The sequence below is a fragment of the Paenibacillus sp. LK1 genome (assembly GCF_002750415.1).
Classification (GTDB): Bacteria; Bacillota; Bacilli; order Paenibacillales; family Paenibacillaceae; genus Paenibacillus; species Paenibacillus taichungensis.
Genome location: NZ_PEII01000004.1, coordinates 333,590 through 358,059, shown reverse-complemented (window position 1 = coordinate 358,059; position 24,470 = coordinate 333,590). Strand labels below are relative to the sequence as shown.

16 protein-coding genes are annotated in these 24,470 nt (G+C 47.9%); 5 read left to right on the top strand and 11 right to left on the bottom strand.

Annotated features, from left to right (window positions below):
* Positions 1 to 6: 6 nt before the first annotated feature.
* The 6 genes from CS562_RS11375 to CS562_RS11350 all read right to left on the bottom strand — a co-directional run bounded on the left by CS562_RS11375 (position 7) and on the right by CS562_RS11350 (position 7,968).
* Complete coding sequence (locus CS562_RS11375; RefSeq protein WP_099855732.1) at positions 7 to 1,029, bottom strand: carbohydrate-binding family 9-like protein; 1,023 nt, start codon at positions 1,027 to 1,029, stop codon at positions 7 to 9.
* A gap of 61 nt (positions 1,030 to 1,090) precedes the next feature.
* The gene (locus CS562_RS11370) at positions 1,091 to 2,377 is read right to left on the bottom strand and encodes an alpha-L-fucosidase (protein ID WP_099855730.1); all 1,287 of its coding nucleotides are present in this window, start codon (positions 2,375 to 2,377) and stop codon (positions 1,091 to 1,093) included.
* Between the two features lie 33 nt (positions 2,378 to 2,410).
* The gene (locus tag CS562_RS11365; protein ID WP_064640230.1) at positions 2,411 to 4,006 is read right to left on the bottom strand and encodes an extracellular solute-binding protein; all 1,596 of its coding nucleotides are present in this window, start codon (positions 4,004 to 4,006) and stop codon (positions 2,411 to 2,413) included.
* A gap of 41 nt (positions 4,007 to 4,047) precedes the next feature.
* Positions 4,048 to 4,956, bottom strand: a complete 909-nt coding sequence (locus CS562_RS11360; RefSeq protein ID WP_076290184.1) for a carbohydrate ABC transporter permease — start codon at positions 4,954 to 4,956, stop codon at positions 4,048 to 4,050.
* A 16-nt stretch (positions 4,957 to 4,972) separates the two neighbouring features.
* The gene (locus CS562_RS11355; protein ID WP_076290185.1) at positions 4,973 to 5,944 is read right to left on the bottom strand and encodes an ABC transporter permease; all 972 of its coding nucleotides are present in this window, start codon (positions 5,942 to 5,944) and stop codon (positions 4,973 to 4,975) included.
* A 1,100-nt stretch (positions 5,945 to 7,044) separates the two neighbouring features.
* The gene (locus CS562_RS11350; RefSeq protein ID WP_090997860.1) at positions 7,045 to 7,968 is read right to left on the bottom strand and encodes an S-layer homology domain-containing protein; all 924 of its coding nucleotides are present in this window, start codon (positions 7,966 to 7,968) and stop codon (positions 7,045 to 7,047) included.
* A 359-nt stretch (positions 7,969 to 8,327) separates the two neighbouring features.
* Here CS562_RS11350 and CS562_RS11345 point away from each other — a divergent pair, with 359 nt between their 5' ends.
* The 3 genes from CS562_RS11345 (at position 8,328) to CS562_RS11335 (ending at position 12,541) form a co-directional block, all read left to right on the top strand.
* On the top strand, positions 8,328 to 10,070 hold the full coding sequence (locus CS562_RS11345; RefSeq protein WP_099855728.1) for an ABC transporter ATP-binding protein: 1,743 nt from the start codon (positions 8,328 to 8,330) through the stop codon (positions 10,068 to 10,070).
* A gap of 106 nt (positions 10,071 to 10,176) precedes the next feature.
* Complete coding sequence (locus tag CS562_RS11340) at positions 10,177 to 11,922, top strand: ABC transporter ATP-binding protein (RefSeq protein WP_083679000.1); 1,746 nt, start codon at positions 10,177 to 10,179, stop codon at positions 11,920 to 11,922.
* A gap of 103 nt (positions 11,923 to 12,025) precedes the next feature.
* Positions 12,026 to 12,541, top strand: coding sequence for a hypothetical protein (locus CS562_RS11335; protein ID WP_099855726.1), 516 nt, complete (start codon positions 12,026 to 12,028; stop codon positions 12,539 to 12,541).
* Positions 12,542 to 12,554: 13 nt separating this feature from the next.
* Here the strand turns inward: CS562_RS11335 and CS562_RS11330 are convergent, their stop codons facing one another.
* On the bottom strand, positions 12,555 to 12,986 hold the full coding sequence (locus tag CS562_RS11330; RefSeq protein WP_099855724.1) for an Lrp/AsnC family transcriptional regulator: 432 nt from the start codon (positions 12,984 to 12,986) through the stop codon (positions 12,555 to 12,557).
* Positions 12,987 to 13,113: 127 nt separating this feature from the next.
* Between CS562_RS11330 and CS562_RS11325 the strand changes: the two genes are divergently transcribed.
* A complete protein-coding gene (locus CS562_RS11325; protein ID WP_099855722.1) occupies positions 13,114 to 13,887 on the top strand; it encodes an MBL fold metallo-hydrolase in 774 nt (257 codons plus the stop codon).
* Positions 13,888 to 14,093: 206 nt separating this feature from the next.
* On the opposite strand, the gene arfA is transcribed toward CS562_RS11325, so the two are convergent.
* Positions 14,094 to 15,599 carry an arabinosylfuranosidase ArfA gene (arfA, locus tag CS562_RS11320; protein WP_099855720.1) on the bottom strand — a complete coding sequence of 502 codons (1,506 nt, stop codon included), beginning with the start codon at positions 15,597 to 15,599 and terminating at the stop codon, positions 14,094 to 14,096.
* A gap of 179 nt (positions 15,600 to 15,778) precedes the next feature.
* Here arfA and CS562_RS11315 point away from each other — a divergent pair, with 179 nt between their 5' ends.
* The gene (locus CS562_RS11315; RefSeq protein WP_099855718.1) at positions 15,779 to 16,687 is read left to right on the top strand and encodes an ArsR/SmtB family transcription factor; all 909 of its coding nucleotides are present in this window, start codon (positions 15,779 to 15,781) and stop codon (positions 16,685 to 16,687) included.
* Positions 16,688 to 16,774: 87 nt separating this feature from the next.
* On the opposite strand, the gene CS562_RS11310 is transcribed toward CS562_RS11315, so the two are convergent.
* The 3 genes from CS562_RS11310 to CS562_RS11300 form a co-directional block, all read right to left on the bottom strand.
* Positions 16,775 to 17,554: a C40 family peptidase gene (locus CS562_RS11310; RefSeq protein WP_099855717.1), complete on the bottom strand. Its 780-nt coding sequence runs from the start codon at positions 17,552 to 17,554 to the stop codon at positions 16,775 to 16,777.
* Positions 17,555 to 17,979: 425 nt separating this feature from the next.
* The gene (locus CS562_RS11305; RefSeq protein WP_099855715.1) at positions 17,980 to 21,255 is read right to left on the bottom strand and encodes a glycoside hydrolase family 48 protein; all 3,276 of its coding nucleotides are present in this window, start codon (positions 21,253 to 21,255) and stop codon (positions 17,980 to 17,982) included.
* A gap of 75 nt (positions 21,256 to 21,330) precedes the next feature.
* Positions 21,331 to 24,324 carry a glycoside hydrolase family 9 protein gene (locus CS562_RS11300; protein ID WP_099855949.1) on the bottom strand — a complete coding sequence of 998 codons (2,994 nt, stop codon included), beginning with the start codon at positions 24,322 to 24,324 and terminating at the stop codon, positions 21,331 to 21,333.
* Positions 24,325 to 24,470 lie beyond the last annotated feature (146 nt).

The following is a 24,470-nucleotide window of genomic DNA, read 5'->3' as shown; positions in this document are numbered from 1 at the left end:
GCTAGCTCACTCCTTCCACAGCTTTCCGTCTTCCCGAATACAGATTAAGGTGGTGCCGTCCGAGGAAGGCGTACTAATCTGGAATAGGCTACGGGTCGTTTCAATTACAGGCTGGCAAATCAATGTTTCCTCACCCATAAGTAACTTCACATCCTGTGTAAATTCACCATGTGCTTCAAAATAATTGCGTTCACGGTAGTAGAGTCTGCGAAGTTCCCATTTGATTCGTTCGTCTTCTGGCAGCTCAAAGGGCTGATCCATTCCGTCATCCGAAAATACGACATATCCCCATAGCTCCGGATAATGCATGTTGATAATACCCATGGGTGACCAGACCCAGTTGTCCTCCGGATAAGGTTTGCCTGTATCCGGATTCACCACCTTGCGGTACTCACCATCCTGCACCTCGGTCTGCCATTCCACCCGTGAGAAGTTGACACGCCAGAACTCACCCGGTGCAGGAGGACGGTTGCCTTCTGCACATTCCTTTAGACTGGTCCACGGAATCGCGACCTCGACGCTCCATTTTCGGTTATCGGCGCCAGGTGTGTTCAGCTCCCCATCGATATGTACGGCCGTCTTAAGACCGCTGATATCCCAACCGTTGACCGGAGGTCCACCATCCCGATACGGCTTCACCAATAACAGGTCCCACACCGTATTCAGCGCATTGATCTCGAACTCATAATATTGATGGGTATCCCCGTCGGGATCGATAAAAATCTCAAAATCATTGTCATAGAAAATAACAGAGTCCCGCTCGGTCAACGTAGCCCATATCTGATCTTCAATCAGTTCGGCAGCAAAGTAGAAATAGTCGTCATCCCACAGCATTTTTACCCGAGTCTGTTTTGCTGGTTTCGGACGAAGATCCCCTTCGATATCAACGAAATCATCCGTCCAATGAGCTGCATCCCAGAATGCCTTATCTACGCGGCCGTCCAGCATCAGCGGTTCCTGCGCACGCTTGCATATATAATGTTTGGGAGCATACTCAATCTTCGGCTCAGGTACTCCACTTTGGTTCATATCGCTCTCTCCGCTTCATGAGGGAGGGCATGCATCTATAAGTGCATGCCCTCCCGTAATGTTAGTTATGGGTAACAACGGCTCCTGAACCGCCGTACATTTCCAGTTCCTCGTCGAATTCGAGCTTAAGAACCGTCACCTGCTCATGTGTGTCCTCCGGGGTCATTTTGATCCACGTTGTCCCCGGGATATTGAACCAAGGCACACCCCCATGAATCTCATGGTTAAGTTCTTTGCCCGAATGCAGCACAGTAATCTTCTTGATTTTATTGCATAGTCCCTTGATGCATACATTCTCTTTTGGATCGTCATAAACAAACAGATACAATGTCTTTCTGTCCTCGGATACGGTGCTTCCCCCCAGATAATAGCGAGGCATAATACCTTCGCCCGTTCCAAAGACGGCCTCTTCATGGGTTCGGATCCAAGCTCCCAGTCCAAGCAGAATATCCTCCTGCCTCTTATCAATGGTGCCATCCTCGCGCGGACCGATATCCAGCAACATGTTGCCACCCATCGAAATACAATCACAGAACATCCGAATGATCTGATTTAACGATTTGTATTTATGGTCTGTTGGCACATAGCCCCATGATGTGTTGATCGTGGTGCAGAACTCCCATGGTCCCTCCGGTCTTGTAATCGGGATGCCTTGCTCTGGCGTTTTATAATCCCCATAACCTTGAAGGCGGGAGTTGATGATGACATCTGGGTTAAAAGATTGCAGGTAATGCTTGAACTCCGGCAGGTTCCACTGCTCGGCGCTTCGCTCCCAGTCCCCATCGAACCACAGCAGATCCACCTTTCCGTAATTCGTCATGATCTCCCGCAGCTGGTGGTTATTGAACTCAAGGAATTTCTTCCATTTCTCCTGATCCTGAGCACCATCCACAGGGCTTGAATGCCGATTGACACTGCTGAGATCCTCCGGTACCTTTCCACCTTCAAACACGCTAGGATAATCCGGGTGCGACCAATCAATCAGCGAAAAGTACATCCCCAGATGTATGCCCTTCTCCCGAATTGCTTCCGCATATTCCCTCACGAGATCCCGATTCGCTGGTGTCTGCTTAACGACATTGAGGTCACTATACTGCGTATCCCACAGAGCAACACCGTCATGATGCTTCGTTGTCAGCACGGCGTATCGAGCTCCGGATTTCTCAATCAAGTCCGCCCACTTCTGTGCATTAAACTTCGATGCCGTAAAGCCGTCCAGCTGCTTCATGTACTCTTCGTAGGAGATCCTTCCATTATAGAAGGACCATGATTCCGAAACCCCGTCCACAGCATAGATGCCATAGTGGATGAATATTCCCAGCTTGGCCTCTTCAAACCATTTCTGCATCCTTGTTCACACCTCTTTCTGGAGTCCTTGTTCTTATTGGCCTGTGTTCCAGCGATCGTATGCCCCTTGATACAGTTCAACGATACGGTCGCTGCCCATTTTTTTGATCTGTGCAATATACTTATCCCAGTTCTCAAGCGGCTCTTGGCCTGTTACGAACTTCGCTTCCATCTGCTTGACGTACGTATCCAGATCAGATAATAAAGCGGTCGCTTCGCTTTGCTCTTCATTTGTTAAATAAACGTTAGGGAATGGTGATTTTCCGATAGGCACCAACTTCTCTTGATTCTGCTGGTCAAGCCATTCATCAAATTCGGTGCGAAGACCTTTCGCGATATCCGGATCATTAATACCCGGTGTCAAAATGCCATAGTTCGGCGTGATTTTACCGCGATATTCCTCACGATCCCCGCCGCCAGGAACAGGCAACCACTCTTTTACGAGATTTTCCTTGTCTTTGAATTTCCACAGCAGACCTTCAGGACCTTGATTGAACAGGGTCGCCCCATCGTAGCTGTACATATAATCGATCCAACGCATCGTTGCCTCAGGAGACGGGTTACTGCTCGTAATAGCAAATGTACCACGTGCCGATATGCCTGGGTGTTTACCGTATACAGGTGAGTCTGCGATCTCACTCTTCACGGGTGTCATCAGCGGATGCTTCGTGCTAGGCTCGCCGCCGAGTGTGAAGTATGGATGGTAGTCATTGAACAGCGCAAGCTTGTTGCTTTCGCCTTTTGCTTTTTTCTGATCGCCTGTTTGAGAGAAGGTCTCATGATCCAGCAAATCTTCTTTCCACAAGCGGTTCATGAACGTCAGATAACCTTTATAACCTTCTTCTTGATAAGGATAGTGAACTTTTCCGTCCTTATCCGCGTAGATTCCTTCGTTGTACATTCCCCAGAATCCGAAGAAGTACATACGAAGATCGTCCAGTTTTACAGAAGTAAGCGGAATTTCATCTTGTTGTCCGTTGCCGTTAGGGTCTTCTTCCTTAACACGCTTCAGGTACGTATATAATTCTTCCGTCGTCTTAGGTTCCTCTACATTAAGTGCTTTTAGGAATTCCCCGTTATACCACATCGGGCCTCTGTACCACACGGCAGCCGTATCGATAAATGGCAGTGCATACATATGTCCGTCAGGCGTTGTAAATGATTTGCGAACATCCGGGTTTTCGTCGAGAATCTTCTTAATATTCGGGGCATAGCCCTCATCAATGTATTTTTCCAGTGGGATCAGAATGCCTTGAGTTCCATAAGTAACCTGCTCAGCTGGCTTGAGATCCGCAGCATAGAACATATCCGGTAAATCGCCGCTCGCGAATACCAGGTTCTTCTTTGTTTCAAAGCTGTCGATCGGAGAAAGCTGGTACTCCAGCTTGATGCCTGACAATTTCTCCATCTCTTGCAGGACTGGCATCGTGTTCCAGTCGGCTACGCCTGCATCCTGGGACATGACCTTTAACGTAAGTGGTTTGTCCACAATCGGGAATCCTTCTTTTTTGACCCCTTCGACATTTGAAGTCGCAGAACCTCCATCTTCATTGGAACCACAAGCTGCAAGCAATGCTGCTGATAGGGTAAGGCAGAGTACAATGGATGAAGCCTTGCGAAGCTTTTTCATGACGACAACTCCCCTTTTTTAGTGTGGATTATGGTTTAAGATCATCCCTTAACGGAACCGATCATAACACCCTGCACAAAGTAACGCTGAAGAAATGGATAAATTGCAATCACAGGTAAAGTTGAAACAATAATGACAGCATATTTGACCAGCGCAGCAATTTCCGCTTTGGAATTCATCGCTGTTGCTGAAGAGGTATCGATAGCTCCCCCGCCCTGTGCTGCCATCTCCTGAAGTACCAGGATTTGGCGCAGAAAGAGCTGCAGTGGATACTTCGAGGAATCATTTAAATAGATCATGGCACTGAAATAGCTGTTCCAGTGTCCGACACCGTAGAAGAGCGCCATCACGGCAATGATTGGCATGGAAAGCGGAAGCACAATTCGAATGAACAACCGAGTGTTGGTACACCCGTCGATATGGGCCGCTTCCTGCAGCTCCTTGGGAATGGTCGATTGGAAAAACGTACGGCATACGATAATATTCCAGATGGATGCAGCTCCCGGCAGAATAAGTGCCCAAATGCTGTTCACCATACCAAGATCTTTAACCAGCAAGTAGCTCGGGACAAGCCCTCCGCTGAAGAACATCGTTACCATAAACATAGCCATGAAGAATCCACGTCCCGCAAAATCAGAGCGGCTGAGCGCGTAGGCTGCTGGAAGAGTAACCATCAGGTTGACGAGTGTACCTAAGACAGTATAGATGATCGTATTTTTGTATCCAATCCAGATGTTGGTGTTCTCAAATACGCGGGCATAACCTTCAAACGTAATTCCTTTAGGTAGCAACCACATCTCACCGGAGCTTACAAATTTGGGATCACTGATTGAGGCGCTAATGATGTATAACAGCGGGTAAAGCACAATGACGAGCGCTATCGTCAGATAGATGTAGTTGCACCATAAGAACACTTTATCGCTTCTGCTTTCCTTAACCGCGGTTGACATGTGTTTCCCCCTCCTTTTACCACAAACTATTTTCACTGGTGCGACGTGCTATTTGGTTCACCGTAATCAGCAGAATTGCATTAACTACCGAATTAAACAATCCTACAGCTGTGGAGAAACTGTATTGCGCATCAACCAGACCGGACCGATAGACAAATGTCGAGATGACATCGGATGAACCCATGTTCAACGGATTTTGCAGTAGCAAGATCTTCTCGAATCCGACACCCAGAATACTGCCCATATTCAGAATTAACAAAATGGTGATCGTAGGGATGATCGCTGGAATGTTAATATGCAGAATCCGTTTAAACCGGCTCGCACCGTCCACCACAGCTGCTTCATGCAGTTGCGGGTCCACACCCGAGAGAGCTGCGAGGTATATAATGGTACCCCAGCCTGCACTCTGCCAGACACCTGAGAGTACGTACACCGTCTTGAACCACGCAGGGTCCGTCAGAAATTGAGGGGCCTGAAATCCAAGAGCCTCCACCAAATTGACAATCATGCCTGACGAAGGCGATAAGAAGGTAATGATCATACCCGACATGACAACGACCGAAATAAAATGTGGTGCATACGTGACCGTCTGTACGGTACGTTTGAAGAAGGAGTCCTTTACTTCATTGAAGGCTAACGCCAGAATGATCGGCAGCGGAAAACCTATAGCCAGCTCATACAAGCTGATACTGAGGGTATTCCATAACAAATCCCAGAAATAATACGAATTAAAGAAGCGGATAAAATGATCGAACCCAACCCACGGGCTTCCCGTAACACCAAGCGTCGGGATAAAGTTTTTGAATGCGATTTGTATGCCGTACATCGGCCCGTAATGAAAAATCAGAAAGTATAGAAATGCTGGCGCGATAAACAGATACAACTCCCAGTTTCGAATCATCCTTCTCCATAATTTATTTTTCTTGCTGTTCGGAATCGTGTACACCGATAGGTTTTGCGACAAGGCGGACTTCCCTTCTGGCTGCATCAGTTGTTTCCTCCTTTTCTAAATGAAAATCCGTCCGTTTTGTAAGAAGAGCGAAACACTCCTGTTCAAATGTAAGGAATGAGTCCCGGACCACATTTCTATCATGCGAGGCCTTGTTCCCCTCGCAATTTGGTAACGCTTACATACTGAGTTTATGGATCATTTCCGAATCCGTAAATATGCTATTTCGATCTTCACTGTTAAAAACACGGAAAGTACTGTTAAAACAAGGGTTTACGCTTTTGGTTTAAACTTGTCATTGTCATTTTGGAGGCATAAAACATGTGGAATTTGACTCATTTTCCTCTTAAAGTTGTCGTTTGGAGTAGCTTCGCATGAACTTGAGAGATGTCCGATCTGAATGAAAGTTGAGAAACAGACCTTAAAGTCAAAACCCACATATGTTTAGGAAAGAGGTATTCCATGTGTGTAGGTCGCATTCTGGATTCACATCGGTCATACAGGTCGCAAGGTCTTAGCATGCTCTGCCATTCTTATGCATTTGTCTTCCTTCTCTACCTGATGCTTAGAAAAAGTGATAAGGATAGATTTAATTCAATCACATAAATGTAATATTATCTATCATATATTTACCACCTGCATCAAGCACCCTTATGGCTTGGCTTTATTCTATGAGTTTCTTCCCCGCTCGGTAAATATGTCGTTTTTATCCTTGACTACAATGCACACAAACGTAGATAAACACTGGGTATATCCAGTCATATATGTTGATTTTGCACATGACATAGAGGGCTGGAATGAATGATAATTTTTGGATCAGGCCAGAAAAAAAGCCGCTCCGTTAACACGAAGCAGCTTTATCACCTATATAGATATTGATTTACATCTTATAAACGAGAATTTTAATGTAATATAACATTACACAAATTAACTCAATCCTACTTTTCTAACCACCTATGAGTCACAAAATATAACATTTATAAATAGAATTATTACATTTCAGTCGGACTACTCAAGATTCGGACTGAAAGACAGCCCCTCTCCCTACGCAAATTCTTCATATCGATCGTCGGTTTCAGAAAGAAATCAAAAAAAAAGCGCGCTCCGATCAAGGATCGAAGCACGCTGGTAAGGCTCGATTATTTTCCAGAAGGCTGTGCTTCTGCAGTGTATCCTGTTGGAATGTCTGTCTCTGCGGTAACATCAGTAATAACCATTGGATACATCATGTCCGGGTCAGGTTGGATAATGGTATACAGCACAATGGCACGTCCATCCTTCTCCAGTTTCACATCTTCAATCTTCAACCCGTAACCAGGATGAGGCATTTGTGCGGTCAGTTTGACTTTTACCGTCTTGTCATCCACTTTGGTTGATGTCACGGTAGGCACAATCCCTTGTTGGCCTTCGCCCGGATTCGTTGGAGTCGGTTCAGTCGATCCGCCATTGCCGTGCTTATCTACGAATTCAAGTGCATTGAAGATCATGCTTGCAGCCTCCATACGGGTAAGCGACTGATCTGGACGGAAGTTTCCGTCCTTATCCAGTTCAATGATGTCCATGTTCAGCAGGTTCTGGACCGCAGATTTGGCGTCCTTACCGATTTTATTTTCGTCCTTAATATCATTATACAGCATGATCACCGGATATTCTCCGGTTGTATTAATCCCTTCAAGGAGCAAAATAGCAAACTGCTCACGCGTCATTTTGGCCTGTGGATTCAACTCCACCGGAATGGACAGACCATTCTGTGTTGCAGCCTGAACGGCATCGGCGTACCAGGTCGTTGGACTAATTTTATTTTGTGCCGAGGCGGCAGCGTATTCATTCTTCAGACCAAAAGCGTTCACGATCAGTTGAACACCTTGTGGCTCGGACAATGCGAGATCTGGACGAAACAGATCCGCCGTTACTCCATTAACAACACCCTTGGCATGTAACGAGTCCACAATCGTTTTTTGTCCTTCATCTTTTACATCCGAAAATGCAAGTACCGATGCACCTCCTGCCGTCAAAGACACGCAGAGCGCAAGCGTTGCAGCCAATCCTTTTTTATGTTTCATTTCTTGGCACCTCCATATTTAGTAAACCCAATTTTTGACCTCTTCAATCCTACAGACGGGAGACTCTCCTGAAATGTTTCAGTAAAATCAACATCTGGTGAATAAATGACGGAAATACTGCATATATCCCTTACTCTGCGGGCGCTGATCTGCTTTCTTTCCATTATGCTTGCTTGCTTCGTTGACATCCTTACCGATTAGCGCAAAAATAAGAATAGAGAATTCTATCGAATGACGGATAAACAGCAAACCGGATCGCATAAAGTAAGAGGGCACGACGCGCTATTATCAGGTGTCGGCCCTTTTCTTGACTCCGATTCCAAACCAACTTTTACCCTGAACAAAGGAGAACAAATCTTATGTCCAAGAAAGGATTACTACGAGGCTATGTCATTGCCAACTGGCCCGTATATCTGTTCGCTGTACTACTGATTATTGCCTCCAATGTGGGTCAGGCGTCCTTGCCCCGAATTCTGGGCAGCTTCACGGATCAACTCATGCAGAACACCCTTCAGATGAATACGGTGATCCGGTACAGTCTTTCGCTTTTGGCTATAGCCATCGCTTATAATCTGTTATTCGGTACCGGGCAATTCATGATCATGAAGCTTGGACGCCGCTTCGAATTCATGACACGTGAGCGCATTTTTGGCAAGTTTTCCGAACTTAGCGAGCACTATTTTTCCAAACAGGGAAATGGGAAACTGCTCAGTTACGTCATGAATGATGTCACCTCTGTACGTGAAGCCATCTCCAACGGCGTCACCATGATGACCAATGCAACATTTCTATTATTATCTTGCATCGTGATGATGCTGCTCAGCGGAATCCCGATGAAACTTATTCTGATCAGTATTGTGCCTTTGCTGGCCATTCCCTTTCTGGTCGTTTTTTTCGGTCCGCGAATTCGCAAGCGCTCTCGTGATGTGCAGGATGCTCTTGCAACGATGACGGAATCCGCAGAGGAACAGCTGGGTGGTATTCGTGTAACCAAAACATTTGCCATTGAAGACAGCGCCCGTGAACGTTTTGGATTCACAGTAGATGCAATCAAAAGCAAACAGCTGCGGCTTGTTCGTCTGTCCTCTCTATTCCAGGCCTTGCTACCGCTACTGGGTGCCATTTCATTGGTTGTCTCCCTGCTTGTTGGCGGAATTTTGACGATGCATAACTCCATTACACTCGGAAGTTTTGTTGCATTAACGCTATACTTGCGGATCATCATGGGACCACTTCAACAAATCGGTAATGTGATCAATACCATGCAGCGTTCTGGAGCATCACTGGAGCGGGTAAATGATCTGTTGACGGAAGTGCCTGACGTGCGCGAGCTTCCCAATGCGACCAGTCTCAAAGCCGTGAACGACATCACGATAGAGAATCTGTCCTTTTCCTATCCCGGCAGTTTATCCCCTGCGCTCAAAAACATCAGTCTGAATATCCAGGCAGGACGAACCGTGGGCATTGTGGGCAAAACAGGTTCTGGTAAAAGTACCTTTGTGAAGCTATTGTTGCGTACATATGAGCCGCCTGAAGGCACGATCCGTATTAACGGAACCGACATCCGGCAGCTGTCGCTGGAAAGTCTGCGATCCCGTATTGCCTATGTACCGCAGGATGGATTCCTGTTCAGTACAACCATTCGGGACAACATCGCTTTTAGCGACCGTGAGGTTCCGCTAGACACCGTAGAGCACAGTGCACGACAAGCGATGATATACGAGAACATTATCCGGTTCCCTGATCGGTTCGATACCCTGCTGGGTGAGCGCGGACTCACGTTGTCTGGTGGGCAGCGTCAGCGCACCAGTCTGGCACGGGGGTTGATCAAAAAAGCGCAGGTGCTCATTCTAGATGACAGCATGAGTGCTGTGGATGCCGTCACTGAAAGTGGCATTCTGCGCAGCCTTCGTGAGATCGGCAAAGGAAAAACAACGCTGATTATCTCCCACCGGATTAGTGCGGTCCGTCATGCCGACGAAATAATCGTTCTGGATGAAGGCCGAATCGCTGAACAGGGAACACATGCAGGTCTGATGGCCGCAAAAGGGTTATATGCTGCAACCTATCGTTTGCAGGAGGAGGGATTACATCATGACTGACCGTAACGCTGAAGTTCGTTCAGATGCCGGAGCACAAGCACCGTCAGGGCATGGGTCCGGTTCCGATGCAGGCGCAGACCAGAGTAAGCGCACTTCCTTCAAAGCGATGATGTCCTACGCCAAACCCCATAAATGGGCCTTTGCAGGTATTTTTTTCTGTTCGCTGCTCGGCATCTCCGCCGATTTGCTTCAGCCTTACCTGGTGAAGATCGCGATCGATGATCATCTGGCAATTGGTCAGACTAGTGTAGGCTTTCTTGTCCAGTTGGCAGCTATCTTTTTGGGGCTGGCTGTAATCAGCTTTATTTTTACCTATGTACAAAACAATCTGCTGCAACATGTCGGTCAGAACATCGTCTCTCGCATTCGTAAAGACCTGTTCAAGCATATCTCCAAAATGTCAATGTCTTTCTTTGATCGCTTCCATATCGGCAGTCTGGTGACGAATGTATCTAGTGATACGGAAACGATCAGTAGTTTCTTCACCCAAGTACTGCTTAGTCTCATCCGGGATGGCATGATGCTAGTGCTCATTATCGTCTTTATGTTCCAGCTCGATCCGGTACTCGCAGGGTACTCTCTCATCGTGTTGCCTGTGATCGCCATCGTTGCTGTATTATTTCGGAGCCAGCTACGCAGGGCTTATCAGAATGCCCGAACTCGTCTCTCCCGTTTGATTGCATTTACGGCAGAGAACCTGTCCGGCATGTTTTTGATCCAGGCCTTCCATCAGGAAGAAGAACAGAAGAAAAGATTCACGGAACAGAACCAACTTCACCTGAAGGCCAATATCACACAAGCTCGTTCGAATGTTATATTCAACCGGACGTTTGATATCCTTGGCAATGCGGCGCTCGTTATGATGGTTTGGCTTGGAGGACGTGCCGTGCTGGGTGAATCATTGCAGGTGGGCGTGCTCTATGCGTTTATCAGTTACATCCGTCAGTTCTTCCAGCCGATTAACCAGATCACCATGCAGTGGAACACATTCCAATCAACCACCGTATCCATGGATCGGATCTGGAACATTCTGAGTACCCGTCCGGAAGTCGCTGACCCCAAACCCGGGACTGCCTCCACACTTGAACCAAGGAACGTGATGGGACAGATTGATTTTAATGATGTTTCGTTCGGCTATCGGGCAGATCGCCCCCTGATTCAGCATATGAATCTGCATCTGTATCCAGGTGAAATGGTGGGCATTGTAGGCACTACAGGCGCTGGCAAAAGTACGTTGATCTCCCTGCTCAATCGCTTTTACGATGTGAATCAGGGCAGCATTGAAATCGATGGAGTAGACATTCGCCATTTCCCACAGGCCAATCTTCATCGGATCGTTGGTCTGATCCAGCAGGAACCATTCCTCTTCTCAGGCTCCATCATTGACAATGTACGAATGTTCCGCGAGGATATTACGAGAGAGCAGGCTATTCAGGCCTGCCGTTTCGTCGGAGCACATGCCATGATTTCACGTCTGCCGCAAGGGTATGATACTCGTCTTTCCGAACGCGGAAGCGGTCTGTCCGCCGGAGAACGTCAACTGATATCGTTTGCCAGAATCGTGGTCTTTCAGCCCCGAGTGCTTATCCTGGATGAAGCAACCGCGAATCTGGATTCGCATACCGAACAATTGGTACAACAGGCGCTGGAATCCGTCTCTCAGGGAAGAACAACGGTTGTTATTGCGCATCGTTTATCTACAGTCATGCATGCAGATCGGATTCTCGTTATGGAGAATGGTGAGATTGTTGAGGAAGGCTCACACCAGAAGTTGATCGATGCTGAAGGAGTCTATGCTGATCTTTACACCCATGCGCGTGAAGCTGGTAATGATTCAGCTATTTCTGGCTAGCTCATCCAACCAAATGGGTTAAATAACGTTGAACGTGCCGCTCTGCGATGCAGGCGGCATGTTTGGTATATTTTCTGGGAAATGATGTTAAGGAGGCGTATTTATGAAACCTGAATTATCCAAATCATCAGAGTCGAAGCTGGAGCATCGACAGATTAGCTATCGCCGTTTCACGGCTATATGGAAAGGAGTACTCTGTCTTCTGTTCTTGCTGTTATGTGTCACCCTGTTATGGATCATCTATGACGATCATGCTGGACAACTCGAGACGTTGTATTATTCCATCGCAGCCATTCTTGGCATGTGGTTTATCGGGCCTTTATTTTTTATGTTTCTATCCCGCGCAATCGCGAGTTCTCCTGTGTTATTATCCTGGAATGATGAAGGACTTCATACCCTTAAACGGACCATTCCCTGGAATGAGATTCGTAAAATTGAGGTTGGCTCTCCCGCCTTCAGCAAATGGATATTGTCTGCTTCCCCCATGATTGCCCTGTATTTGAAAGACGGCACCCGGCGTCATATCCAGACCGATCATTTACTAACCAAAAAAGAGCTCAGTCAAGCAGTTGTCCTTCTGCAGGAGACGCTCCGAGAGAAACAGCAACAGGACATCTGAAATCCAGCTCACATCATTCCGACTTTTCGATACCAACAGACAGGTTCATTCTATAATTTCCATACGGCAAAATGGCTTCCAGCAAACTGCCAAGCTGCTCCATTGTTCCTGTGCGTACGATCATCAGATAACAGCCCTCTCCGCTGACACGGTGAACCTCCACGATGTCTTCACGCGCAGCCATAAATTCACGGAAGGCGGCATGTCGGTCGCCGGAATTCAGCAAAATCGTTACAAATGCCTGCAGGCCCAAGCCGAGGCGTTCCGGGTTCCATTTTACCGTATAGCCTTCAATCACACCCAGATCATGCAGCTTACGCACTCTCGCACCTACAGCCTGTCCGGTCAGATGCACCTCTTCGCCGATCTCTTTGTGAGAGCGTTTGGCGTCCCGGATCAGGCTTTTCAGTATGCGTATATCTGTATCATCAATCGTCTCATTCATCTATTTTGCAATCCTTTCAACTTGAAATTAAAGTGGTCTGTTTTCTTTCAGTGTGTTATTTACGCCCATAAACGGGTTGTATAACATATAGGATAATAACATTAATTCCCGAAGGAGTGCAGGTTCGATGAAAATTCAATTGATTCGTAATGCTACATTATGGTTGGAATATGGGGGTCTGAATATACTGGTTGATCCCATGTTGATGGATAAAGAAGTGATGCCTGCTTTCCCGAACACGCCCAATAAATTACGCAATCCTAGAGTCTCCTTACCCGAGACGGAAACGGATTATATGAATCCGGATCTGGTGATCGTTACGCATACCCACCCCGATCACTGGGATGAAGCAGCAGCGAAGCAGCTCCGCAAGGATGTACCTCTTCTGTGCCAGCCAGGAGATGAAGCCGTGTTCAATGGAGCCGGATTTACTAACGTTACCGCCGTGGATGAGAAACACGAGTATCATTCTGTCCGTTTTGCCCGCACTTCAGGACAACACGGAACCGGAGAAATCGGCGAACGTATGGGCAAGGTGTCTGGTTTTGTATTGGAAGCTGACGAAGAACCTGTCGCCTATATCGCCGGGGATACCATCTGGTGCGAAGAACCAGCCGAAGCCATTCGTCAATATCAACCTGAGGTGATTGTGGTGAATGCTGGCGGTGCCCGCTTCCTGCAAGGAGATCCGATTACGATGGACGGGCCTGACGTCGCTGCCGTGAAACGCCATGCACCGGATGCACATGTGATTGCTGTGCATATGGATGCCATTAACCATTGCATGATGTCCCGTGTGGACCTCGCCAGTTATCTGGCATCCGAACAATTGGACGGACAGGTGCTCATTCCACGCGATGGCGAGAGCTTTGTGTTCGGACCGGATACGGAGTTAAAATAAAGTAGTTCATTGATGAGATGAGTGATTTTTAACAAATGGAGTCTTCTCTAGTAGTTCTCTCCAAGAAACACGAAAAAGCTGGATGTGATTTGTTCGCATCCAGCTTTTATTTACGTTTATAGTTGAGGAACACAACGATCCCAAGTTATCTCCACCACCGGAGTGCTCAGTGTAACCCTGAATGATTCCTCGACTCATTTCACCTATTATTGAACTTTCAATCGAATTACGTTCCACGAAGCTTTGGCCAGGCTTGCCGTGATCAGTGTATCAGATACTTCTGCATCACCACGATTATGCGGAGCAACGCGATTCGGCTGTGCTGCGGTATTGGCTGCTTTTAGATCATCACTTTCCAGCACAATATGCTCAATCAAGCGGCACTTCCCAAAGCTGCGCAGATCCACTTCAAGTGGAAGTGATTCTTCCAGATGGCGGTTTACAGCGAAAACAGTTACTTCACCCTGCTCTTCGTTATGCACCGCAATGCCCTCCAGATAAGGAACATCCGTAATTTGTTTGGTGTCATATTTCGGGGACTGGATCAACGGTACAAGTGCTGTTCCACGTCCAAACACGGAAGCATGCATGAACGGATAGAAGATCGTCTGTCTCCATGCAGCACCACCATTATCGGTCATGATTGGAGCGATCACGTTGACGAGCTGCGCCAGACACGCCATCTTAACTCGGTCCGCATGTTTCAGCATGCTGATCAGCATACATCCCACAAGCAGGGCATCTTCATGGTTGTATACGTCCTCCAACTGTGGCGGAGCAATCTGCCACGGGTCCAGCTTCTTGTCACTTTCATTAGAGTGGTACCAAACGTTCCATTCATCAAAGGACAGGAACATCGTCTTCTTGCTGCGCTTCTTCGCTTTGATATAATCGCAGGTCGCTTTTACCGTATCAATAAAACGATCCATCTCAAGGGAACGCGCAAGGAATGTCGGCGTATCCTGCTCAGCATTACCGTAATACTGATGGAGCGACAGATATTCAACATGATCATACGTATGATCCAGTACCGTTGCTTCCCATTCCGGGAAGGATGGCATACCCAGGGATGAACTTCCGCAAGCGACCAGCTCAATCGTTGGATCTGTCCACTTCATCACTTTTGCCGCTTCAAGTGCAATCCGTCCATACTCTTCTGCTGTTTTGTGACCAATCTGCCACGGACCGTCCATTTCGTTGCCAAGACACCAGGTTTTGATGGCATGAGGCTCTTTGTATCCATGTTTAATACGCAAATCACTATAGTAGGAACCTTCAGGATGATTGCTGTACTCCACAATGTTGCGGGCTGCGTCTACACCCCGTGTTCCCAGATTGACGGCCATCATCACTTCCGAATTCGCCTGTTTGGACCAATCCACAAATTCGTTAAACCCAAATTCATTGGTCTCGATTGTTCTCCAGGCGAGTTCCAGTCTGCGTTTGCGTTCAGACACAGGACCAACAGAATCCTCCCAATTGTAACCGGATACAAAGTTACCGCCAGGATACCGCACAATCGGGACCTGCAGCTCCTTAACCATCTCCAGCACATCTCCACGGAATCCCGCTTCATTCGCTGTAGGATGACCCGGCTCATATATTCCACCGTATACGGCACGTCCCAGATGTTCAATAAATGAACCGTATAAACGTTTATCAACTACGCCAATTGTGAAATCCTTGTCTACCGTCATTTTTGCTTTTTCCATCGTGAAGTTCAGCTCCCTAAGATTAATATAAAAATTAATTGATAATCTATGGATCAACGTTCATATTTATATTAAAATCGATTACGGCACCAATTTCAACCTGAATTTTGCAAAATGTTATTCTTTTGACTGGATTTATGTTTAACTTAATTCTATAAATCAAAAATGGAGGAACAGATGTGATTAGAGCAAATACCGATGCAGAATGGTTGCCCCTATACGAAGCACTCGCGAGTGAAGTGCGTCTGCAGATTATCAGACTTGTCGCGGAGACCCCTATGAACGTGAAGGACATTGCCGCATCACTCGGCCTGAGCAGCGCAATTGTAACCATGCATGTTCGCAAGCTTCAGGATGTGGGCATTATTCAATCTAAAATGATTCGCAAGGATGGCGGCACGCACAAAATGAACAGCCTGGCAGTCGACTGGATTGGCATCTCTATGCCACAGGAAACGGGAGCTTCCCGCAAGCTTCATGAAGTGGCAATCCCTGTCGGGCATTATACCCATTTTGATGTGTATCCAACTTGTGGTCTGGCTACATCCAATCAGGTCATTGGACAATATGATGATCCACGCTATTTTCTGGATCCCGAACGCATGCATGCCCATATTCTCTGGTTTGGACGCGGATTCGTAGAATACAAAATCCCAAACTATATCTTGTCAGGTCAACAGATCAGTGCCATTGAATTGTCACTTGAAATAGGTTCAGAGGCCCCTTCGGTCAACCCAAATTGGCCCTCGGATATTACCTTCATGCTCAACGGAATTCGACTAGGTGAATGGACAAGTCCTGGAGATTCCGGAAATGGACGAGGCATGTTCACCCCGGAATGGTGGAGCGACAGTGTCAATCAATACGGCATGCTCAAAGTGCTGCGTATTACCCATGAGGGCACATTTATTGATGGACAGCTTATGTCCGAAGTTACGCTTGCTGATATTCCCGTGGAACGCAATCAGTGGACATTACGCCTCTCCGTGGAGGAAGATGCGCAGCATGTGGGCGGGTTGACGTTGTATGGTCAAGGATTCGGCAACTATGATCAGGATATTCTGTTCCGTCTGTACTACCAGGACTAATAAACAACAAAAAGAACCTTCCATCCCCCGTATAAGCAGAGATGGAAGGTTCTATATATGTTCATTATTTAATAAGCGTGCTGGAACTTAAAGTGCACTCCCACCAAACAGGAAACGGTACTCCCAATGTTTGCCGGAGATATCACTAATCGTTACACCGCCGCCAGCATTGGAATAAGTGTGCAGAATTTTGCCATCACCCAAATAAATTCCCGTGTGGGTAATCGTAGCAGTGGATTTGTTCACACTAGAATACGATGAAGCCGAGCTGCCTTTGTAGGACATAAAGTACATCAGGTCACCACGCCTCAGATTTTTCCAATTGGTCTGAACGGTACCATTAGCTTTCACATAAGCACCTTGTTTACGCGAATCGGATGGAAGCTTGATTCCAAGTGCATCAATAAATGCCTGGCGGACAAAGCTTGAACAATCGAACGTAGCCGTACTATTACGACTTGCCCCAAATTCATAAGGCGTTCCCCAATATTTCATACCAGCAGCTATGACTTTCTCTACAGAAGCACTGCCTGTAACTGAACTTCCTGTTGTCGTGTTGCCTTTCACGGCTTGTGTATATTTTGAAGAAGATGATATGTATCCTGTCCGGTTACCGGAGTCCGTAACTTTATACCAGCCTGATCCGGATTTTTGCACTACCGTGACAGTCTCTCCTTTTGGCACCAAACGAACAATGCTTGCGGAAGAAGATGGCGATGTACGCAAATTAACGCCCCAGATGACTTTAACTTTTGAATTATCAACTGCCGCTGCTGATGCAGGTGTCGTTAATGCTCCTGTTGTCAGACTTCCCATCAGCATCGTTGCTGTTACACTTGCAGTAATGATCTTGCTTTTCCAGTTCATGATGTCGTGTTCCCCCTGATGTTACAGAATTTTAACCTGGCCTCATTCGCCGGGCTTGCCCCATTGTAAAACGGGCTGTCCATAACGATCATCAGTCCAAAGTCCTGTATTCGATCAGGCAGGCTTGAGCACTAAGAATCAGGGATACCTCTCACATCAGTTGGCTAAAACTGCCGCAAATCTCTTCTTTTTCAAAGGTTAAATTATTGTAACTATTTGCTGTGCTTCGTTTTAAGCAGAAATGAGACCTAAACCGAGCATCACTTAGGACATGCGCCATACGACCTATATTTTAATGTTTAAATTCTATATTTGGTAAACATTACTATGGTTCATTTCCCGATTATGAGTACCTGTTATCTCAAAATCATCACAAAAAAGCCGGAGATCTCTCCCCGGCTTTACTGTGTCTCAATATAAATCGATTATGGCTCAATCCCCCAAGCATTAACTCCGCCAATATAAGCGGTCACTTTATTCCAGGCGCTAAAGGACGTTTTGGAAGCATCGAAAGAATAGTCATTGGTCTGATCAAAATTCGTCCAGTTGTTCTTCGAGAAGCGACCCTGGATAATTCCCGTCTCTGCTCCGGCAGCCAGACTGCCTGCCCCGGATTTGAAACCAATCTCCAGATACGTATCCGCTGTCCCTTTAGCCGGATCTACCGTCACAAAGTGAGCTTCAACGTTGGCGCTGCCAATCTGAGCGTAATCACACCAGAAACTCAGATCGGATGCACTATCCTTTGTAAAGTAATACCGCACCTTCACCTGGCTCAGATCCACTGCTGTCGTGCCTGTGTTCTTGATATTGAACTGTGGGGTCACCGCGTTGCCTGACGTCCCTGAACCACCATTGCGGTATTGCACTTCAAGTGCACCTGTCGTTACAGGAGGCGCTGTGGGTGTCACCGTCACTACATTGGACAAGGTCTGACCGCTTGCATTCACTGCCACCACTCGGTAATTGTATTCGGTACCGTTCACGGCCGTGGCATCTGTGTATATCAGTGCCGTCAGACCTGTAGCCAGATCGGCGTAGGTTCCACCTACAACCGAGCGTTGTACCTTGTAACTTGCAGCCCCGGTTGATGCGGTCCATGTTAGCACAGCCTGATTATTGCCTGCCGTTCCTGTAAGGGTTAACACTCCCGGTATGGATGTTCCCGCTTGCGGTGTTGCAGAGGCCTGAGCAGAAGGTGCAGATTCACCTGCCGTATTCACTGCGGTCACCACATAATAGTACGTTTTGCCATTAGTCAGTCCTGTATCTGTGAAGGTCGAGCCAGTAACCCCCGTTGCTACGGAAGTATACGGGCCACCGTTTACCTCTGCACGTTTTACCGTGTAAGAAGCGGCACCAGTGGATGCTGTCCAGTTCAGAACAACCTGTTCACTGCCTGCTGCAGTTGTCAGACCAGCTGGAGCTCCCGGCACCTGAATTCCTGGGTTTCCGGCTTCACCCAGGAGACGATCATATTCTCCATACGCGGTAGCCATATCTACCTGTGACCAGAAACGGTGATACGTAAAGGTTGGTGCGCCATTTTCCCATTTTTTCGTTGTTGGATTATAAGACGTTTTGTACAGATTATCCAGATAAGCCCAAGCCGGATCTTGCTTGATGGCCGGACGCAGGTCAGAGTAACCAATGTATACGCCATTACCACCTTTGGCGGGGTCAGAAGGTACGCCAGCTGTACCCGGTATCGTGTTCCCTTGCCCGAAGGTTCCCGTCCAGTTCGCCGGAATGTAGATCTCTTTGGCGAAGAAGCGGAAGTAGTCTTTACGGACTTCTTCGGTGACAATTCCCACACCATCATTGTAATCCCAGGCTGTATTCAGCAGTTTCTCGGCCATATCTTTGGCTTCCTGTCCATTGGTACTGAGTACGCCTCCTTCGGCTTGAGTCCCTGCAGCAAAGAACGTCAGGGCTTTGATATAACTCCCCAGTACGCCTGTGTCCTGAGCAGGATCTTTGGTTACCACATGGAAATTAGGATTATTCGTAAAGGAACTGAACCCATTCCATTTATCCGGTTGCCCCTGCCATTCCTGGCTGCCTGGTATCCAAAATTCGCCTGGTGCAGGTGTAGTTGCAACCTGTGCATTGGTACCACCAAGAATACGCTGACCTGCCGCATTCAAATAATATCCTTCAGCATCTGTAACTGGACGTTCATCCACAAACACATAATCCTTGGACCAGTCAATCCACTTGGTAATGACTTTTTTGGCCATCTGGAAGTTCTCAGAGCTGAGGTCCCCGCTCTCGGCAAGAATGTAATACATCTCAGCTACACGCTCCAACGACCAAGCCTGGAAACCAAACCACGTGTTGGAGTCCGGGTCCCGATAGACTGGAGCTTCCTGATAAGCCATGTCGTAGAACGTACTGGTTCCAGTAGGATAAGCTTTGTAAGCGCCATCAAAACTGTTCGTCGCTCCCCCTCCAATCGCTCCTTCGTGAGACTGTAGCCAAGTGTAGAATTCCAGTTGGCGCTTCAACGATGCATTCCAATCTGCCTTGGCAGTTGCTGATTTTGGAATCAGGCCGCCTTCCGGATCAGATAAGGCATACGCTGCCACTGGATTCTGGTAAGCCTGATGCGTGTGACTGGCTCCAATCCGCCAAGCCCAGTTCCCACCCTCGCCAAGGCCGCCGCCCCATGAGGTATACCACGCCATCAGATACATATTAGAGTCTTTGCCTGTACCGGCAGTTGGTGTACCGTTCTTGGCACTTCCGATCTTCTGAAAGTACTTGTCGTGCATCCCATAGCGCAGATAGTCACCCATCTTCTTCGCTTTGTCCAGATACGCTGTATTGGTATAGCCCATCTCCTTCGCCCAATACAGTACCTGTACCGCACGTGCGTCAGCATCCGTTGCGTTGGTATAACGCCACTGGGCTGCTGGCGCCTGGGTCTCCTTGGTGAACAGGCTCATGAAACCTTCGCCCGTTTTGCCAAACGTTTTATTGTCCTGGGAAGGATGAGGGATGGCCTCCCATACAGACTCCTGCTCCCCACGCTGGAATGTATTCACATAAGCTGCCGTATGATTCGGATTCAGCAGGTTACCATAGCCGTACCAATTATCCACATCCAGCAGCCAATGCATCAGGTATGTCTGATTGTTGCCGTAGGAAGCTTTCAACTCGGCATCAAGTGGGTCTTTTCCGGCAGCATATTGACCATTAATGGCAGAAGGATATTGATCCGGATAAGGTTTTTCCGCTGCATAGGTGGCCGGGCTGTTCGGATTGTAATAACTCATCGTAGGCTGCTCTTCCTTGCCGTCACCTTCATTGACTGGGATGATGTATTTCTCCATGCTGTCCCAAGCGGCTTCCAGTTTGGACCAATCACCCGTATAGTGACCGTACATTGTTTCCAGCCAGAGCCAGTAACTGTATGCCTCGGATGTCGTCATGTGCCCATAATCCGGTGCCTCGCTCATCAGCGTTTCAATCGAGTGATACGGAATGCCCTCTGGAGAAAAATAACCGTTCGCCGGGTCCTTCAGTTGATCATACAATTGCAAAAATCGAGCTTCGTTTATTCCGTCCGCCTGAGCATCAATGGTCTGCTCTTCGGCATAAACCGTTTGGGGACCCGCCCACAAGCCGGTGTACCCGGTTAACATAACGGTGCCTGCTAGCATGGCAGACAAACTTTTTTTAGCAGCTGATTTCAACATGTACTTACCTCCCTGGAATGGTGAAATTCAATTAGAATTACTGCGGGTCTGCCCTTGCTGTTGAACTCCCTTAGGTTACGGCTCCATACCCCAGACTTTCGTATCTCCCTGAAACCCAGTTACCTGATTCCAAGCGGTAAAAGCCGTTTTAGTTGCATCATAGGAATAGTCGTTGCTCTGATCGAAATTGCTCCAATTGTTCTTGGAAAAGCGCCCCTGGATCACGCCCGTCTCCGCTCCAGCAGCCAGGCTGCCAGCCCCGGATTTGAAGCTGATCTCCAGATACGTATCCGCTGTCCCCTTTGCCGGAGTCAGCGTGACAAATTTGCCTTCAATATTGGCCGTGCCGATCTGAGCATAATCACACCAGAAGGTCAGATCGCCTGCACCGTCCTTGGTAAAATAATATCGGAGCTTCACGGTACTCAGATCAATCGCCTGAGTGCCTGTGTTTTTCAGATTAAACTGCGGAGTCACCGCATTACCGGAAGCACCTGACCCTCCGTTACGATATTGCACCTCAAGCATGCCCGTCGTGGCCGGAGGCGCACTCGGTGTCACCGTCACGATGTTGGACAACGTCTGTCCGCTCGCATTCACAGCGGCGATTCGATAATTGTACGCCGTTCCATTTACCGCTGTTACATCGATATAATTCAATACTGCCAACCCAGTTGCCACATCGGTATAAGCACCACCTACAACTGAGCGCTGTACCTTATAAGACAAAGCTCCCGTTGCTGCCGTCCAGGTCAGAATCGACTGTGCATTGCCTGAAGTACCGCTTAATGTCAGTGCACCAGGCAGCGATGTTCCAGCCTGTGGCGTGGCAGAGGCTTGTGCAGAACCGGGAGATTCCCCGGCTGAATTAACAGCCGTCACTACATAATAATAGGTTTTCCCGTTCGTGAGCCCCGTGTTCGTGTATGTCGATCCATGCACACCTGTCGCTACAGAAGTATATGGACCGCCATTCACCTCGGCACGCTTCACGGTGTACGATTCTGCCCCAGGTGATGCTACCCAGTTCAGGATTACCTGAGCATTCCCTGATACAGCCTGCACTCCCGAAGGTGCAACAGGAGTGACGACCGGTGTAACACCTGGTTCCTGACCGTATATCCGTATTCCCGCATCGTAGACTGGAAGATATACACTCGTGGCCACATTGCCTGTACCCAAGCCCTGGAATGAATGATCATTATTCGCATGCCAGGCGCCTTGCGGGCCGGTAATGCGGAACTGTACCTCTTTGCGATAATGTCCTTCCCCGCCTGGATATATCTTGGTTCCAGTAAAGTCCGCTGTAACAGCGTAGATTCGTTTCGCTGCATCAAACACAACCGGTTGGGATACAGTAGCCCCCTCGGCATATGCGGTTGTAACATGGACATCGGAAACGGTGTATCCTGCAGCATAAACTTCACTCAGATCCAGGAAATAACGAAAAGACAACTTATCCCCCATCCGCGCAGGCCAGCCTGAACGATTGTTCAGTTGAGCCTTGATTTCCGTGTAATTGGAACCGGATGCCTTCACAGCAGCTTCGACAAAGAACTCATCTGTCTTCACTTCCGGAGCCGGAAAATTCGCGATGGGCTGATCATTCTGGCCGAATAACAGATTCATTTTGGCTAACGCGCCTGTAAAACCTGCATTGTAATCGGTTGCCACCTCATTGCTGACATAGTCCCCAATGGAATCGGTATAGGCATCCGTTCCATCCGGTCCCCCAACCATCGCGCCGTATAACGTGTGACGGTGCTTTGAAGGTACATTTTCATTGTTCGTCCATGAACTGTGGGAGGTCCGGTGATGAGGGTGCTTAGGCGGATTCTGACCATAACCGACCACATAACTACTTTGGCGAGGATTATCTCCCAGAATGTAGTTCATTTGAGAGACGGCAAAGTCCTGATACCTCGCCTTCTTCACCGGATCACTGACCCAGTCGGAGTACACAAAAGCAATAAACGATGCATTCGCTGCATACCGGAGTGATCCCCATGTATCAAGCCAGGCAAGCCCGCCCGGTGTATACTTAATCCTTTGTCCATTCGTGCCTACAGACCAATAATCCAGATTGCGCTCCGTGGATTGAATGAACCGCGTCGCTTCCGGCATGTTCAGACTCGAAGTAATGCGGGCCAGCAGAATCTGTGCTCCGTAATGTTTGTCATCCCAGCCTTGGGTCCATGTATAGGCCCAGTTCCCGTTCTGTCCATCCGCTTGCCACAGATTTGCCGTAGCAATCGCTTTGGACAAGTAAGCGCTATCATTTGTCGCCATATATAACCATGTTGCTGCCCAGGCGAGTTCATCATAGTAACCTGTCCATGAATTGTAGAACGATTGAGCATCTGTAATGCAATCCGAGTATTTGCCTCGATACGTATCCGCGAAGTTGTAAAGTTCCTTCGCATGCTGAAGCAGTTTGTTGGCATAAGCCGGGTCACTGTCACGGAACACAATGGATGAAGAAGCGAGTGCAGCTGCAGTTTCTCCCGCAAGTTCACTTCCCGGACAGGATGCATCGATCTTATAAGCAGGACGGTTCATCTGCATCACTTCAGCAGGGCCCCACCAGGCATGGTCTGTATTGCCTGCTCCAACCTGTCCCCATAATTCATTTGGTTTCGTATGCGCTTTCACAAAATAGTCTGTAGCCCATCTCAAGTTATCCTTAATCTGCTCCAGTTGCCCTGCCTGCTCGTATCCCTCACGGTATTCCACAACAGACCAAGCTAACATCGTAGCCGAATAGGCCATGGGCAGACCAAATTTCACATGATCTCCAGCATCGTACCACCCTCCGGTCAAATCAACCCCAACATCCGCTCCGTCATTTAATCCAGAATCACCACGCCATTCCACCCGATTGTCTTCGGGCAAAATCCCTGAACGCTGTGTTTCATAGAAATAAACCGCCTTTTGTAATGCCTCCGCATAGTTATGATTCCCGGCAGCCGCATCTGCCTTACCACTCCATGCCTGTATGGATGTACTTCCTGCCAGTAGCCCTACCGATAACGCGAGGATAGCGATTCGTCTCCACCAGCTTCCCTTCATCTTCAACCATTCATCTCCTTTTGCAATAGTCGTCTCGTAATTTTCCAATTACACTGATGTAATGACCCGCTCCTTTCTATGGTGTGACTCCATGTATTTCCACCATTAATTACCATTATATCCTTTTGCTCCAGTTGCAATATCAG